Here is a 15700-nt window from a genome sequence, read left to right as displayed (position 1 = left end):
ACGTGCACACCCTCCGCCACTTTGTGGCCCTCCTCCCTCAAGGGAGGACCTAAGATCATCATCCAAAGAGCTTGATAGGTCTTGAAGCTCTGCTCGGAGAACGGTGAACCGATAACGGACAACCATTTTCTTATTCAACTTGCATCTTGGAACTTGCAACTGATGACCAAGAACCTGGACGCGAAGCGTCAGAACGAGGAACCGCTCTTGTTCCTAAAAATGGAGTCCCGATTTTTCCATGAGTCTTAGAAACATGGCACCTATATGATATCGCTACACATAACTACAAAGCAAGCAAACACAAAGCGACAAGCAATACCACATGGCACCTTATCTCGAAAGTGATTCAAGTATCTACAACGGATTCATGAGACTTTCAGAACTTCTTCCTGCGATTTCTTCCATTTTGCTGTCAAAGCTGAGTTATACAACTTAACACTTCAAAATTCGAAGCATCGTTGAGTAATTTACATCGATATGTTGAAATCGCCGTCTATGAGTTTTCGCGCCTCAATACTGAAGAGTTTCGAGTTGTCTGAGAAGCAGATTTCCCTGCGGAGTGGAGGGATCTATATTCATCGTCGTGACGAACCTGTGACCCTCCAGCATATCTAGATAACCGTAAAATCCGGCCAGCCAGCCGTATGTTATTCCGATCAATCTCCTCGAAAAGCCTTCGCTTTCGATCATCGGCCTACCGGCTATCAACCCGCCGTGACACTTTCTGAAGTGACCACCCGGGGCAAAGGGGGAAAGATCTTTTACGATCCAGAATATCCCGCTTATCCAGTCTCCCGAAAGGAGATCCTCTTTCTCCACGGTCCTGGCCGAATAAGGGGAGATACCAACGTTCATTCCGGCTCTCTCGAGTACTAGGACGGTGTTGTCTTCCGGTTCCGAAGGGCCGCTTTTCGAGGTCTTAATCAATTTAAGCTTTGTTTCTCCCCTCTTGCAAACCAGGAGCGGAACGGTGGAGACGGCCCTTCCGACGCGAACGGTCAACGCTCTCACACCCTCACTCATGGAAGACGTATCTAGCGGCAGGGCAACCGTCTCTCCCTCCAAACCGTCTATTCTGCGCTCGATGGAAAGGCCGTCGGACTCCACGGAGATCGTTTCGCCATGAAGTCTTTTCAAAAGCCTTACCAGAAGCCTAGCCTCCTGGCCCAGCCAGAGCGTGTCGCTCTCAAGAGACGCCACGAAGAGGTCGTTTTCGAGAAGTGCTCCGAGCCTTTCGGGGGGGAATTTGAAGTCTCTATCGAAGGTTAAAAGTCCGTTGCACTCCCAGAAAATATCGCTCGATTCCGTTATCACGAATCCGCGTATCCTGTCGTGAAGCCTTATTTTATCGATCTCCATCCTCAAGTTTTCCAGCTGATTCTCCACCGAGATTTCGAAGAGCTCGTCGTACGAATACTCCCGGGCAATTTCACTAGCCAGAAATCTTTCACCTGCCCCCCCGGGATGGGTCATGGCGACATTTTTAAAGATGTGTGAAAACCAGTGAGGCCAGTCTCTCTTCTCGAGCCATTTCTTCGGAGGCAGAGACCAGTTACCAAACTCCGAAACCAAGAGCGGTTCTTCCTCGAAGTTGTCTCTGTACTCTCGGAGATAGAAGGAGGCCGGGTTGTTCGAGAAAGACTCTATCAGAAAATTCCAGAGCTTTCCGCGGTCTATCGAGCTCGCGTAGAAGTGGTAGTCGTTCAAATCGCTCTTCAGGTGGTAGTTGCCCATGCAGGCTGAGTTGTCGGTGAAGATAATCGAAGGATAATCCTGCTTCAGTTCGTCCAAGACTCTTGCAAGCCAGCCGGCCTGTTCCCGATCGGTTAGATCTATCCCCCACGACTCGTTTATTATCGAATAGACGCACAGAGAAGGATGGTGAAGGTCGCGCTCGATCGCTCCCCGTATAGTTTTGAGGAGTTCCAGCGAGCCGGTGGGAGAAAACTCGTCGAAATAGGGCGAATCCTGCCAGACGAGGAGCCCGATTTCGTCGGCAAGATCCATATAAAGCGGATCGGGTACTTTGACGTGATGTCTCAAAGTGTTGATGCCCATTCTCTTCAGTTTACGGAAGCTCTCGCCCAGGTACTCCCTGGAAGGCACCGTATACAGAGTCTCGGGATAGAAGTCCTGATCCAGTACACCCTTGATGTAGAAATCCCTCCCGTTGAGAAGGAGGCGGCCTGAAGCTGTCTGGAAGTCCTTGAACCCGGTTCTGACGCTCAACCGATCGCGGACGCCCCTCGAGCTGATCTCCAGAACGAGATCGTAGAGGTTCGGCTCTCCGGGCGACCACGGAAAGACTCCGGAAACAGGTAAATCTATTTCATTCGAGACCGCCCTCTTTGAAGAGATGGTGTCTCCTTTTCTATCCAGAAGCGTTAGCACTGCTCCGTCGATCACTGAATCGGTTTTGAAACTCACACGAACCCTTCCTTGAAGGTAGGAAGCCTCTATCTTCAGGTCATGTATGTAGACTTCAGGTCTCTCTTCGATCCATACGCTCTGCCATAAACCGGAGATGTTGGTGTACCAGTTCGGCTCTCCGTTCTGTTTCCCGTGGGGAATCTTTCTATTGTCCAGAACTCCCCCGCCGATTGGATCGAAGACAAGAATCTGGAGCCTGTTGTTGTCTAGAATTAATTGGGTTATCTCGAACTCGAATGGCAGGTATCCCCCGATGTGCTCACCGAGTTTCTCGCCGTTGAGGAAGACTTTGCAGAGATAGTCAACTGCTCCAAAGTGGAGAAAATAGCGCCTGTTGTGCCGCTTCGCAAGCTCGAAGCTCCGTTCGTAGTAAAGGTAGAACTGCTCGCGTGTAACGGCGGGAAAGTACCTTTCAACACAGGCGGGAACGTCGATCGTTCTTCCCGGTTCGACCTCCGCCAGATCTTCTGGCTCGCAGCCGAACATATCGAACCGCCATTTTCCGTCCAGGTTTATTCTTTTTCTTCCGCTTCGCATCTTGGTTTACCTACTTTCATCTATTTGTGAAGAACTCTATCGATTTTACCTCATAGCAGGGAAAGATTCCCGTGCTTTCAGATTCGTTTCAGATCTTCCTCCATAGCTCTTGCCAGTTCGCCTTTTCTTCTCTCGAACTCCCTGCCCGGATTCATTTTAAGCTGTATGAATCCCATGGGTTCAAGATAACACTCCACCGGAGCGGTACCGTACCGGTAGTCCCAGTTGATCAGATCCATTGCCGGGAACCATGTATATCCTCCCAGGTTCAGACCTTCATCCAGGAGATCCTCAAAGAGCTTCCTGGATTCCCTCCACCAGCGTATCTGGTGATCGGGTTCACCGTTGATGCTGGTTTCGGTGAGAAAGATCGGGCCTCCATATCTTCTGTGATAGCTCAAAAGCAATTCTCTCAGATACTCGACGCTCCCGTAGTGCGAATGTGTCTTGAGGTCTTTTCCCGATCTGAAAACTCTGTAAACGCTGAGCTGTGGATAGTAGTTTACTCCGAAGCCATCTATCTCTATTTTTCTGGGTAAGAACCAGTCGAGGTCGGAGTAGGACATCCCGTTTCTCCTGAGGTAGTCGATGAGCGGATGATTGTTGTTGATCAGCCCCTGTACAAGATCGTAGGTGGCATACCTCAATTCGTTCATCAGCGTCACCGTTTCGGCCAGATCGGGATCGTCGCTGAAAAAGAGGCCCGACGCCTCGACGTGCAGCGCAAAGGCCTCCGGCAGTTCGCGCTTGATGGACGAAACCGTTTCTACGATTCCCCTGGCCGTGGCCTTGAGCAGCTTGACAAAGCCATCGTCGCCCTTCAGGTATGGGGGCCATACGGAGAGCTTTCCACAGAATTCTTGCGTTATGAAGGGTTCGTTCATAGGAGTGTAGTATTTGAGGAAATCTTTGTACCTGTTCATAACGGTCAATTCGTATTCGGCCATTAACAGTGGAAAGTCGTTGTTGAGGAAGCCGTTGTCCATCCAGCTGGGGGTACCGTAGTGAATGAAATCGACGATCGGTATCAGACCGATCTCTCTCATGAAGTCGAAGACCCTGTCGGTCCAGGAAAAATCGTACCTGCCTTTTTCGGGGTTGATCGTGTACCAGGGAATTCCGTACCTGATGTATTTGAAGCCCGTGTCGGAGATGCTTCTCAGATCTTCCTTCCAATGAGAGTAGTGCTGAGTCAGTTCGTATTCGTCCAGCGGTCTCGCCGAGATGCTGTCGGTCGCGCTGACGAACGTATCTTCTATGCCCGTTATCCACATGAAATCTCTTCTCACTCAATCACCGCCTGTGTTCTTTTCATTTCTTGAAGATAGGTCCTTCATTCAACTTTATAGATCTTGTAAGCGAAACTACTGTGGTCTATATCCAGCCCTATATTTGTCCGGAGCGGAAATTCGAAATCGAAGAACTCCACCGGCCGCGAATTGGACTCCTCAGAGATGTGCCAGATCTCCATTCTATATTTGCCCTGTTCAAGTCCCTTAAGCTCCAGCGTCGCCATGCCGATCTTCGAAGTCGACATGGCCCAGCCGATCAGTTCTCTCAAATTTTCGTAGTCGTTTCCGCTGCAAGTGTGAACCGTCTTTCCCTCGGAAAGTAGAGAGATCTCCATATCCAGGTTGACTCCCTTGAAATTCAGCCAGTCTATCCCTCCCGAAGCGACGAACCGCGAGATGGAAGAGAGTACCTCGAGAAGGCGATCGGGCATCATGTGCGGAGAAGTGTAGGGCCAGCGTAGACCCGTGCCAGTTCCTCCGCTGGCCAAATGCGACCAGGAAAAGGCCCTGTAGCACTCCGAGTCGAAGCCTGCCGGCTGGGGCCAGCGGTCGATCGGTCCGCTTTCGCTGTCCATGAAGGGAAGGGAGTCGCCGAAGAGATAGTTATGATAGTTTATATTGGCCGAAACGTCTCTTGCAATCGCCATAGGATCCGATGGGTTCTTCACCGTATCGAAGTAGAAGTGGGTGGTGAAAAAATCAATGTAATCGAATCTGTAAAGCTTTCCCGCCAGCGTGCCCGTCAGTCCGGGCCTGGCCGTGGAAACCGTCAGGAGGTGGTTGTCGCCGTACAGTTCCATCTCCAGCTCACGGATAAAGGCCGACATCTCTCCCAGCCACTCACGTGCTTCGTTCCCGATCGTATAATCAGCCTTGTAGAAGATATGACCGTACCAGAGCTCTATCTCGTTGTTCATCTCCCAGGCCAGTATTCTCTCACTGGAACCGTACCTCTCAACCATGAACCTGAACCGCTCTTTCTGCCATTGCCTGACCTGTGGATCGGTCAAAAACTGGCTCAAGGTCTTTATCGGTCCGCCATTCGCCTCATTGTAGGGATTGACGTCCCAGTTCTCGTACATCCAGAAGGGATCCCATGGAATTACGATTAAATATATATCGTACTTTTCGGCCAGTCTGACTATCTCGTCCCACATCTTAATTACGGAATCGTTGTACACTCCGAGCGGCTTTTCCAGGAGAGAGACTCCCGATCTGTCCTGGGCGTATTCGAGCATGATTCTGAGCGTGTTGACGCCGTAGGAAGAAAGCTTCTCGAAGTACTCTTCGGCGGCCGAAACGTTCCCGTAGCTCAACGATATGAGCGAAGGCCACGTAATCGCGTCATTGAATCCTATGGGGATCAAGACCTCTCCGTCGTGCTGGAAGTACTTCCCTCCGGGCGAGACTTTCACAAAGGATGCCATACACATCACCGCGATCAAAAACGTAAAAACACTAAAGTCTTTTTCACAGCATCACCCCTTTACTCCTTCACGGCGCCGCTTATGTCGATGCCTTTGATATAGTACCTTTGCACAAGCAGAAAGATGAGGATCGAAGGCACCGCGATGAAGAGGGCTCCGGCCATGAGCGGACCGTACTGGGTCACGTATTTTCCCTGAAGGGTCGACATTCCAACCGGCATCGTTCTCTTGTTCGGTGAGTAGAGAACCACAAGGGCCCAGAGATAATCGTTCCAGTTGGACATGAAATTCATGACCCAGAGTATGATGATCGACTCCTTAGCCAGGGGAGCGATAACATAGAAGATTCTCTGGCGGATGTTGGCCCCGTCTATTATGGCTGCCTCCTCGATCTCTCTGGGAACGCTGATGAAGAACTGCCTCAACAGGAATATTCCAAAGGTCGAGGCCAGTCCCGGAACGATTATCGCAACCAGGTTGTCAGTCCAGCCAAGAGCGTCTATGGTTGTGTAGTTAGGGAGAAAGTGTATCATGCCGGGCACGGCCATGGAGGCCAGTATAATCTTGAAGTAAGCATCTCTGAACCTGAATTGCATTCTCGCCAGCGCAAAGGCCGCCATCACGCCCACAACGACCGAAAGGCTGGCATAACTGACTGCCGCGAAAAGGCTGTTGATAAACCACTGAAACACGGGTGTATCCTGAGGATGGGCCAGCACTTCTTCGAAGTTGGCTAACGTGAGGTTCGTCGGCAGGAACTTCGGCGGCCATTCAAGAATCTGCGCCTCCGTACGGAAGGCCGTCAAAAAAGTCCAGTAAAGGGGAAAGATGAAGACCAGCGCTATCAGCAGAGCTACTATATTCACCGTTATGCCTCTTCTTTTCATCATCTCTCCTCCTTACTCTTTCGAGTGAAGAGAAAGTACTGGATGAACGTGACTGAAACGATGATCACACCGGTTATAAGCGACATGGCAGTGGCATAGCCCATTCTCGGTCTGGAGGGGTTGAAGGCTTCACCGTAGATATGAAGCATTATCGGGATGGTCGCCCTTCCCGGGCCTCCTCCGGTCATGAGTTGCGGCTGTGCAAAGAGACCGAACCCGGCCAGAACCTGTGTTATGACCACGAACATCATGACCTGTTTCAAACCTGGCAGCGTCACGTTCAAAAACCTTCTGAATGCGTTGGCACCGTCTACTTTTGCCGAGTCGTAAAGCGGTTCCGGTATCTTCGACAGTCCACCCAGAAAAATAACCGTGTTCCACCCTACAGTCCACCAGACGGTCGCGATGATTATCGCTCCCCAGACCCAGGGAAGATCGGTCAACCACGGTATCTTTTCGATTCCGAAGAAGGACAGTAGATAATTCAAAAGACCGGAATGAACGTTCAGTATCCACCTCCACATTACGGCCACAACCGTCACCGAGAGGGCCGTAGGCAAGAAGAAGGCCGTGAGGTGGAAGCTCTTCATCTTCAATTTTCTGTTGTTGAGAATCAGGGCCAGCGCCAGAGAAACGGACACGAGTACCGGTACCGAGTACAAAACGAACTGCACAGTGACCCAGATGGCACTCCAGAAGTACTGCGAACGGTAACCACCGAAGTCGAAAAGTCTGGCGTAGTTGTCCAGACCGACGTATCTGATCATTCCCTGAAAGAGCCCCCACTCGGTAAAACTCATATACAGGCTCTTGAAAAGCGGAAAGATGAAAAAGATCCCAAAAAAAACCGCGTGCGGTAACAGGAGCAAATAAGGAACCGCCTTTTTGGTGTTCAAAGCGACCACCTCTAGAGAGAACGCCTCTCCCGCTTACGGGAAAGGCGTCGGGATAATCAATCCTGCAAAATTTCGTTGCTGATCTTTTCAGCGTCTTTCAAAGCCTGCTCGACGGTCTTCTGACCCAGGATGGCCAGGTTCAGCGCCTCCCATATCGGGCCTGTCGAATCTCCGTACTTGGGGAAGAATGGCGGGAAGACGACGTTCGCGACACCCTTTGCAATGGAACTGTGATATGGAAGTGCCTGGAATTGCTCGCTGTTCTGAACGGATACGTTGACCGGTATCTGCCCGGCGAGAGCCCAATCATAACTGTGGTTGCTTATCCAGCCGATGAACCTGGCGGCGGCCTCAGTTTTCTCCAGATCCTGTTTCCTCTGTTTGTAAATCACCAGCGTATGAGAGCCGGCCCAGTTTGCCGGTCTTTCCGAACCGAACTGCGGCACCGGACCTGCGCCGAATTCTAGCCCCTCTACTTCCATGTAGTTTGTGAGCATCCAGATTCCGTTGAATTCCATTGCGCAGGTTCCTCTCTTGAAAGCGTCGATATCGGCATCGACCTGCACCTTTTCTGGAGAGACTTTGTACTTGAAAACAAGATCTACCAAGAACTGCATGGCGTCCATACCGGCGGGACTGGCAAAAGTGGCTTTCGTGAGATCTTCATTGAAAAGCTCTCCACCGTTGGAGAAGAAGGCCGAGAACCAAATGAAGTAGTTCGGCCAACCGACTGGAATCATCGTGCCCCACTGGTCTATCGTGCCGTCGCCGTTGGTGTCTTTGGTAAGCGCCTTCGCCGCCTCGATGAAAGCCTCGCGCGTCATAGGCGGATTCTCCGGATCCAGTCCGGCCTCTCTGAAGAGTTCCTTGTTCCAGTAGAAAACCAGGGGATGAACGTCCAGAGAGATCCCGTAGATACTTCCGTCCACATGGGTCGCGTCCCAGACCGAGGAGACGATATCGCCCTCCTTGATACCCATGATCCCCAGATAATCGTCCAGAGGCAGGAGCATGCCCTGACTCACAAAACTTCTCAGATTGTCGATGGCTGCGACTCCGACATCAGGTCCCTTTCCGCTCGCGAGAGCTATCGGCACCTTCGTGTTGTAATCGGCCCAGAGCATGGTACTCATGTTCACCTGTATCTCGTCTTTGTGTTCCTGGTTGAACCGGTCAACCAGTTCCTGCATGAACCTCCCGTCCGGTCCGGTGAAGCCGGTCCAGAATTCAAGTGTAATTACTCCAAAGGCCGACACCGAGAGCAGCAGCAAACCGATCAAAGAAACTAGAAAAAACCTTTTCATGTTAAACCCTCCCTTATTCCATTACTCCTACCCAGAGTCCCTGACTCTGAGAACGGGTTTCTGTATGTACTTTTTCTTTTTCAACTCCTCACCCTGAACCATTCTCACAAGCAATTCGACACTGGTTTTGCCCATCCACTCTTTGTCAAGCGCGACGCTCGTCAGAGCGGGATGGACATACACCGAATAGGGAATGTCATCGTAACCGACCACGGCCACGTCTTCGGGAACCCTCAGTTTCCTTCCTTTCAGGCAGGTTATAGCTTCGAGCGCGTACATATCGTTGTAAGCGAAGATGGCATCGGGCAATCCCTGTGTCTTGATATACTCTTTCAGGGAATTTCCGGTCTGTTCGGGAGAAGACTTCAACTCGCGGGACTGGCTGTAAAGTTCTGCGGAAAACTCCATTAGAGCCTTTCGGTAACCTTCACTTCTTCCGCGCGTCGGATAAATGTTCATCGCCGGCTGTATGGTGACAATGTTGCGCCTGCCCCCGTCGAGGAGACGCTTCGTGGCCAGATAACCTCCAAGAACCTCATCGTTGTACACCTCTACGAAATCTCCCTCTTCGAAATGCCTTCCGACAACCACGAACGGCACTCTGAGAGCCTCCATTTCGTATGGCTTGGTGTCATCTACCGGGGCTATCAGAATACCATCGACACCCTTGCTCTGAAGAAAATCGACAGCGAAGACCTGTTCTTCGTAATCGGCGGAAGTGTTCACCAGAAGGAGATGAAAACCGTATTCCCTTGCCTGGCGTTCCATTCCCTTCACCACTTCGGCGTAGAAGGGATTAGCGTTGTCGTCTATCACAACTCCAAGCAGTCCCAGCGCCTTCCCCTTCAGAGCCTTTGCCACCATGTTTGGAAAGTACCCCAGCTCCAAGGCCTTTTCTTTCACTTTCCTTCTCGTTTTCGGATCGACATCGCCCTTGTCATTAAGCGCCCTGGAAACGGTGGATGCCGACAAACCGAGAGATACAGCCACATCCTTTATAGTGACGCGTGCCATTGCCACACAACACCCCCATGAAAACAGAATTGGACGAAGATTCCTCCGCAAACGTATCCGGAAACGTTTGCAGTTATTCTAACATTATAGCCATATTATAACCAAGAGCAATCAGAAGGGATTAAAGACAATCAGGAGCAATGACAGGCAACTAACAGGAACAATTTTCTTGATTCTGTTAATATATTATTGATAGGAGAGATTTCAGTACGAAAGCAGATAAAGGAACATCATGAGAAGAAAATGAAAATTCCGAGCATAACCAGTATGTGCCAGAGTTCATGGTGCTATCTTTCCCGGGAAGGGAGTGGGTTTTTCCGTTATTAATATGACGCCCCGATCGTGTAGAACAGTCCGCCCAGGAGCATGAGGAGAATAGACCACATCCCTAGTCTGATATACACGCCGTAAACTATAGAGACCAATAGCCAGCCCATCAATAGGTGCCCTCCCATCGAAAGCCAGAGCGGCATTCAGGAGAAGAATACGACCTTGAGCACGATCTTAAGGATCGCAATCCCCAGCTAATACCGAAGATGGACCAGCCAAGGCCGCCCTTCACCACGACCAAAATACAGGAATAAATAGGGATTCGGTTTTTGACAAGTGGATGGAGAGAACTCATCCGGATAAGCCCTTTGCCAGATACGCAGATGATGGAGTGATACACTGTAGAACTCTGGAGGAAGCGGACCTTCTTCTTGAAAGTCTCAAAGAAAGAATGGAAGAATGCAAACTGGAGCTTCATCCAGAGAAGACCCGTATTGTCTACTGCAAAGACGAAAAGAGGAAGGACGAGTATCCAAATACAACCTTTGACTTTCTAGGATACACCTTCAGAGTCCGCAGCTGCAAAGACAGAAATGGGAGGATCTTCTACAGCTTCACCCCTGCAGTGAGTGAACAGGCAAAGAAAGCGATGAGACAGAAGATCCGGAGAATGAGACTTCAAACCAAGTCATACCTGAGTATTGAAGAACTCTCAGAAAGGATCAACCCGGTAATAAGAGGTTGGATAAACTACTATGGTCACTTTCGCAGATTTGAAATGTATACAGTATTGAGTCGGCTAAACAAAGCCTTAGTTCAATGGGTAAGAAACAAGTACAAGAAAAGGAGAGGTCTTACAAAAGCGGGTAAATGGCTAGAAGCTCTTGCACGCAGAGAGCCTCATCTATTTGAACACTGGGCAATGGGGATATTCTATATGGCTGGATAATGGGAGCCGGATGAATCGAGAGGTTCAAGTCCGGTTCTGAGAGAGCCTGGGGGTGAAATCCCCCTGGGCTAAGAGCCGGTTACAAGAATAAGAGCCGCTGCACGCTTAAAAACGGTGAACCCGCTGTACGCTGCTCAAAACAACGTTGTCTGTCAACGGTCCACCGTCCACCGAGAAGAGCGAGAGAGAGAGACACCGCAGACCGAAATCGTAGTTAAAAACCACGAGATGACGAGAAGCGAAAATAGGGACTGACGAGCTCCTGACGTCTGTACCGTTTTTCGCGTTTTCTCGCCCTCTCTTCCCGCTCTTTCGGCTCTTGCCATACCCTTGCCATACCCTAGACACAGTTCTAGGAGAGAAACCAAGAACCTGGACGCGAAGCGTCGGAACGAAGAACTGCTCTTCTCCCGCTCTTCCCAAGGACGGGTTTATGCTCCTGGACGAAGGTCGAAGGACGGCTCTCTGCACGCTCTTATGAAGGAAGAACTGCTCTTGTTCCTAAAAATGGAGTCCCTATTTTTCCGACCTCAGGGTCATCCCGTGATGCACCTGCACGGGATCTCGCCCTGAAGATCAGCTGTACGCTTAAGAACAAGGACCCGCTGTACGCTGTTTAGAGCCGTCTTCGTTTAAAAGCTCGACTGGCTGTGACGAAGCCACCAACGTTATTCTTTGAGATAGGCCTTCAATGCCTCTTCAATTGTCATCGGCTCTAGAATCACCGGCTCGTAGTCCATCTCGGCAAGCTTTTTCAGCGATCCCTGTCCCATTGCTGCCCCGATCCAGACAGGGCAGTCACCGATAACCTGGAGGATCTCGTCGAGTTCCGCATGCTTATGATTCTCAAAATAAGGATTAGGCCTTGCTTCCAGCTTGACGGCGCATTTGCCTTCGTCAAGCTCATAAATGTCGTAGTACCTTGACTGCCCGAAGTGGTCGTCGTTCAATTTGAAGCCGTCGTTGGTCCCGATTGCGATTAACTTTCCCATTTCTCATCCTCCTGATCGTCTTCCTGCAAGGATGTATCTGTAAAAATCCTTCCCGCGATAGGAGTTCTTCTCGACGTTCGGATTCTTGCTAAGTCTCTTCAGAAGATCTCCGACCGATTCCTCATTGAACTCCGCCTCCACAAAACTCTTTATGTCTTTCTCCGACATCGGATGGCGCTTGATGATCTCGATCACTGCATCCAGCGCTTTTTTCTCAGAGGTAGTGAAGCTGCTGACCGGGAGGTTCTCGATACTCTCCGCCTTCAGAAGGGCGCGGGCATATCTAAGCGTCTCTTCTTCAGGTATTTCTACATTTTCTTCTGCCGGTGGCCTGGCAGGAACATTTATGTACACTCTTGCCGGGGCCAGCAGTTCGATCCTATTCTTCAGTTCTCCAAGTAATTTGTCACTGTCGTTGTAATCCTTTACGAGCATTACTTCCAGCCAGATTTCACCCTTGAATTCCTTCGAAAACTCTAGCAAACCATTATAGACCCTCTCATATCTGAGCTTTCCATAAGGTCTGTTTATTCTCCGAAAGCTCTCCTCGTTGATGCCATCAAGGGTCGGCATTACAATATCGAAATCCATTATCTCTTCTCTTAATGATCTCTCAAATAAAAGAGAGCCATTTGTGATTAGCACAAGCGGCTTATCTGTCAGTTCTCTTAGTCCATTCACTATGGAATCCAATGGCTTGTACAGAGTCGGTTCACCTTCTCCGACAACCGTCACAACGTCGAACGACTCTTCACCGTGAGCCTCTATAAACCTTCTTGCCTCGGATAGAATCTCCTCAGGCGGATAGAAGGTCTGCCTGGTATTGGTCATATTCGTCGTTCTTCCTAGCTGGCAGTAAATACACGAGTAATTGCATGTCTTGAACGGTATCGTACAGACCCCAAGCGATCTGCCAAGTCTTCTTGAAGGCACCACTCCGTATACATGACTCAAACGAATCACATCCCTAACGATATTGTTTGGCTATCTTCCTCCCTGTCCTCCTCCGCGTCTGCCTCCCCCCATACCTCGTCCCATTCCTCTTCCCTGTCCAGGACCGGTTCCACGGCCGATGCCGTATCCTCCTCCACCGGCTCTAAGAGATAGATTTTCAGAGTTTGACCTTATTGCATTCACCGGACAGGCACTGAAACAATCCCCGCATCTGGTGCAAAGCGCGTTGTTTATGTACGCCTTGCCCGCCTTCATTACGATTGCTCCTTCCACCGGACAGGCTTTGATACACAGTCCGCATCCGGTGCACATATCTTCTCTTACCCAAGGCAATTTAAACATCTCCTTTTTTCATTATATATGTTTATTGCATATATATTATATCACTTCAAAACTCACTTCAAAATCCCCTTTTACAAATTCCCAGAATACTCTGACGAACATCCTGAAAAGAATCTGCTTCCAAAAGCTGTCCGAGTGAGACGACCACTTGCCAATAAGCTTCACCAGTAATAATTGTTGCTTGTGAAACGGGAGATTTCGTCTAGAATAGGAATCATAACACACTCAGTTGGAGGTGCAGAAAAGTGAAATCTTATATTTCCAAGAAAGCCGTCTTTTCCATTATCCTTGTTCTTTTTCTATCGGCTGTGGGCCTGGCCCAGCCCATTACCTTCCTTGTAAATCCCGATTACGATCCCTTCAGTTACCTGGATGAAGGCCATCTGGAGGGCTTCCTCGTCGATCTGATCGAATCACTGGAAAGCGAAACGGGCATCGACGTCGAGATGAGACCCGTTAAATTCGACGAAGCCCTCGAAATGTTACAGGGCGAAGGGAGATACTGCATTCCCTCTCTTGTCTTCACGACCCAGAGAAAAGCTCTTTATCAGTGGGTAGGCCCCGTTGTCATAACGAACACTTACCTCTACACAAGAGAAGAGCTCTCGAGTGAATTCAAATCGCTGGAGGACGTCAGAAACGCAAACTCGGTGGGCGTGGTTAGAGAATACTACTCCCACAAACTCTTAGAGGAGCAGGGATTCGACAACCTAATCATTTTTGAAGACGAGGAGTCATTGCTCGATGCCCTATTTGTCGGGGAAATCGACCTCGCGCCCTTCAACTCGGCAGTTCTACGACAGCTACTCCAGAAAGAACAGGCCTCTAATCTTCTCGTGCCAACAGTTGCGATCGACCTTGACATGACATACCTCGGTTTCTCGAAGGACGTCCCCTCCGAAATCGTGAGCGCATTCCAGAAGGCTCTCGACGGTCTCAAGGCATCCGGCTCCTTCTCCGAACTCTACGGCCAATGGTTCCCCGGACAGCCCGTTCCCGGCATCTACACCTTCCTGACCGAGGAGTACCCGCCCGTTACCTTCAAAGGTGAAAATGGAGAACCGACGGGCTTCGTAACCGAAATGGTAAAGGAGATCCTCCGTAGAAACGATATGTCTGGAGAGATCCTTATAGTCCCATGGTCCATCGGCTATGAACTGGCCTCGAATCTGCCGAACGTCTTCCTCTTCAGCATGGACCAGACCGAACAGCGAAGGGATAACTTCGAGTGGATCGGACCGGTGGGAAAGAACACCGCCTACCTCTACGCCCGCAAAGACACCGACGCCCCAGTTACAGACCTCGAGTCTGCAAAGACTGTCGCGGCCATAGGCACGACGACGAACTGGTGGACTGAGCAGCTCCTGAAGGAGATGGGCTTCGAGAACCTCGTGAGCTCTCTCGATCCTCTCGACACCGTCGTACAGCTTTTCGAAGGCGAAACAGATCTGGCAGTCTTCACCGACCTCACTGTCGGCGAGCTCGTCAAGAATGCAGGCTACAGCATGGACGACCTGGAAGCACTTATTGAGCTTCAAACAAACTACTTCTACATCGCAGCTTCGAAGGGAACGAACTTCGGTATGATTCTGAGCTTTCAGAAGACTCTCGACGAAATGAAGCGCGACGGAAGCTTCGAAGAAACAATCAGAGAATTCGTGCCGAACATGCTTGTGACATCGCTGCTCTGGAATTCCTCCCATCTTGATGTCAAGGGTCTTCGAACCTCCATGAACACCCTCTCCGTAGGCGAGATAGCTACCGTGGAACTCCAGGAGAACGGATCCACCGGTTATATCTGGGACGTAAAGATAACCAATCCAAACGTCGTTTCGCTGATCTACGAGGGCTCGATCTTCGAAAGAAAGTTCCTTGACGATTCCCAACTTGTGGGAGCTCCTTATAATGTCCAGTGGGTATTCGAAGCCCAGCAACCCGGCGAGACAGTTGTGATATTCTCCCTCAGGCGCCCCTGGGAAAGCGTCCATCCAATACAGACCTTTGCGATTAACATAGTAGTCGAGTAAAAACGAAACATACATGATTATAGTGGCAGGAAGGCTTTTGCGGCCTTCCTGCCGTTAGGGTGTGTGTAGTACAGTTCCAAGTTACAAGTTCTGAGTTGCAAGAATAAGAGCCGCTATCCGCTTAAAGGCGATGAACCCGCTGGTCGCTGCTCAAAACAACGTTGTCCGTCAACGGTCCGCCGTCCTCCGAGAAGAACATTTCAAGAGACTTATAGAGTTTATGGTCTATGTTGGCCCGCGTAGCGGAACTGGTCTTTGCTCTTAATACACCCGATCTTCATAACCCGCTCTTTCAAACCCGAAGTGCTTAACCCGTACTTAATAACCTACTCTCTATTCTCCTGTCTGAGAACCGACAACGACCACCTGATTTTGGTCT

11 protein-coding genes and 1 pseudogene are annotated in these 15700 nt (G+C 50.1%); 2 read left to right on the top strand and 10 right to left on the bottom strand.

Going from position 1 to position 15700, the window contains the following annotated elements:
- Positions 1 to 510: 510 nt before the first annotated feature.
- From Q502_RS13310 to Q502_RS13280, 7 genes are all read right to left on the bottom strand, one after another.
- Complete coding sequence (locus Q502_RS13310; protein WP_102819291.1) at positions 511 to 2967, bottom strand: glycoside hydrolase family 2 protein; 2457 nt, start codon at positions 2965 to 2967, stop codon at positions 511 to 513.
- 77 nt (positions 2968 to 3044) lie between these two features.
- On the bottom strand, positions 3045 to 4256 hold the full coding sequence (locus tag Q502_RS13305) for a family 1 glycosylhydrolase (protein WP_102819290.1): 1212 nt from the start codon (positions 4254 to 4256) through the stop codon (positions 3045 to 3047).
- Between the two features lie 44 nt (positions 4257 to 4300).
- Positions 4301 to 5686: a cellulase family glycosylhydrolase gene (locus Q502_RS13300; RefSeq protein WP_181456420.1), complete on the bottom strand. Its 1386-nt coding sequence runs from the start codon at positions 5684 to 5686 to the stop codon at positions 4301 to 4303.
- A gap of 59 nt (positions 5687 to 5745) precedes the next feature.
- The gene (locus tag Q502_RS13295; RefSeq protein ID WP_180977976.1) at positions 5746 to 6573 is read right to left on the bottom strand and encodes a carbohydrate ABC transporter permease; all 828 of its coding nucleotides are present in this window, start codon (positions 6571 to 6573) and stop codon (positions 5746 to 5748) included.
- Positions 6573 to 7469: a carbohydrate ABC transporter permease gene (locus Q502_RS13290; RefSeq protein WP_102819287.1), complete on the bottom strand. Its 897-nt coding sequence runs from the start codon at positions 7467 to 7469 to the stop codon at positions 6573 to 6575. Before Q502_RS13290 ends, Q502_RS13295 begins: the two co-directional genes overlap by 1 nt.
- Before the next feature lie 56 nt (positions 7470 to 7525).
- Positions 7526 to 8773, bottom strand: a complete 1248-nt coding sequence (locus tag Q502_RS13285; RefSeq protein WP_102819286.1) for an ABC transporter substrate-binding protein — start codon at positions 8771 to 8773, stop codon at positions 7526 to 7528.
- Between the two features lie 27 nt (positions 8774 to 8800).
- Positions 8801 to 9787 carry a LacI family DNA-binding transcriptional regulator gene (locus Q502_RS13280; RefSeq protein WP_258002026.1) on the bottom strand — a complete coding sequence of 329 codons (987 nt, stop codon included), beginning with the start codon at positions 9785 to 9787 and terminating at the stop codon, positions 8801 to 8803.
- Positions 9788 to 10385: 598 nt separating this feature from the next.
- Here Q502_RS13280 and Q502_RS13275 point away from each other — a divergent pair.
- A pseudogene (locus Q502_RS13275) lies at positions 10386 to 11006 on the top strand (group II intron maturase-specific domain-containing protein); the annotation flags it as partial.
- Between the two features lie 668 nt (positions 11007 to 11674).
- On the opposite strand, the gene Q502_RS13265 reads toward Q502_RS13275, so the two are convergent.
- From Q502_RS13265 to Q502_RS13255, 3 genes are read right to left on the bottom strand one after another with little or no spacing between them, the layout of a single operon-like run.
- The gene (locus Q502_RS13265; protein WP_102819283.1) at positions 11675 to 11998 is read right to left on the bottom strand and encodes a NifB/NifX family molybdenum-iron cluster-binding protein; all 324 of its coding nucleotides are present in this window, start codon (positions 11996 to 11998) and stop codon (positions 11675 to 11677) included.
- A gap of 3 nt (positions 11999 to 12001) precedes the next feature.
- On the bottom strand, positions 12002 to 12961 hold the full coding sequence (locus Q502_RS13260) for a radical SAM protein (RefSeq protein ID WP_102819282.1): 960 nt from the start codon (positions 12959 to 12961) through the stop codon (positions 12002 to 12004).
- A 21-nt stretch (positions 12962 to 12982) separates the two neighbouring features.
- The gene (locus Q502_RS13255; protein WP_102819281.1) at positions 12983 to 13285 is read right to left on the bottom strand and encodes a 4Fe-4S binding protein; all 303 of its coding nucleotides are present in this window, start codon (positions 13283 to 13285) and stop codon (positions 12983 to 12985) included.
- Between the two features lie 254 nt (positions 13286 to 13539).
- On the opposite strand from Q502_RS13255, the gene Q502_RS13250 reads away from it, so the two are divergent.
- The gene (locus Q502_RS13250; protein ID WP_102819280.1) at positions 13540 to 15321 is read left to right on the top strand and encodes a transporter substrate-binding domain-containing protein; all 1782 of its coding nucleotides are present in this window, start codon (positions 13540 to 13542) and stop codon (positions 15319 to 15321) included.
- Positions 15322 to 15700: the final 379 nt, after the last annotated feature.

It is taken from the genome of Mesotoga sp. Brook.08.YT.4.2.5.2. (assembly GCF_003351125.1).
Taxonomy (GTDB): Bacteria; Thermotogota; Thermotogae; order Petrotogales; family Kosmotogaceae; genus Mesotoga.
The sequence above is the reverse complement of the archived record's forward strand: the minus strand, read 5'-3'. Positions and strand labels throughout refer to the sequence as shown.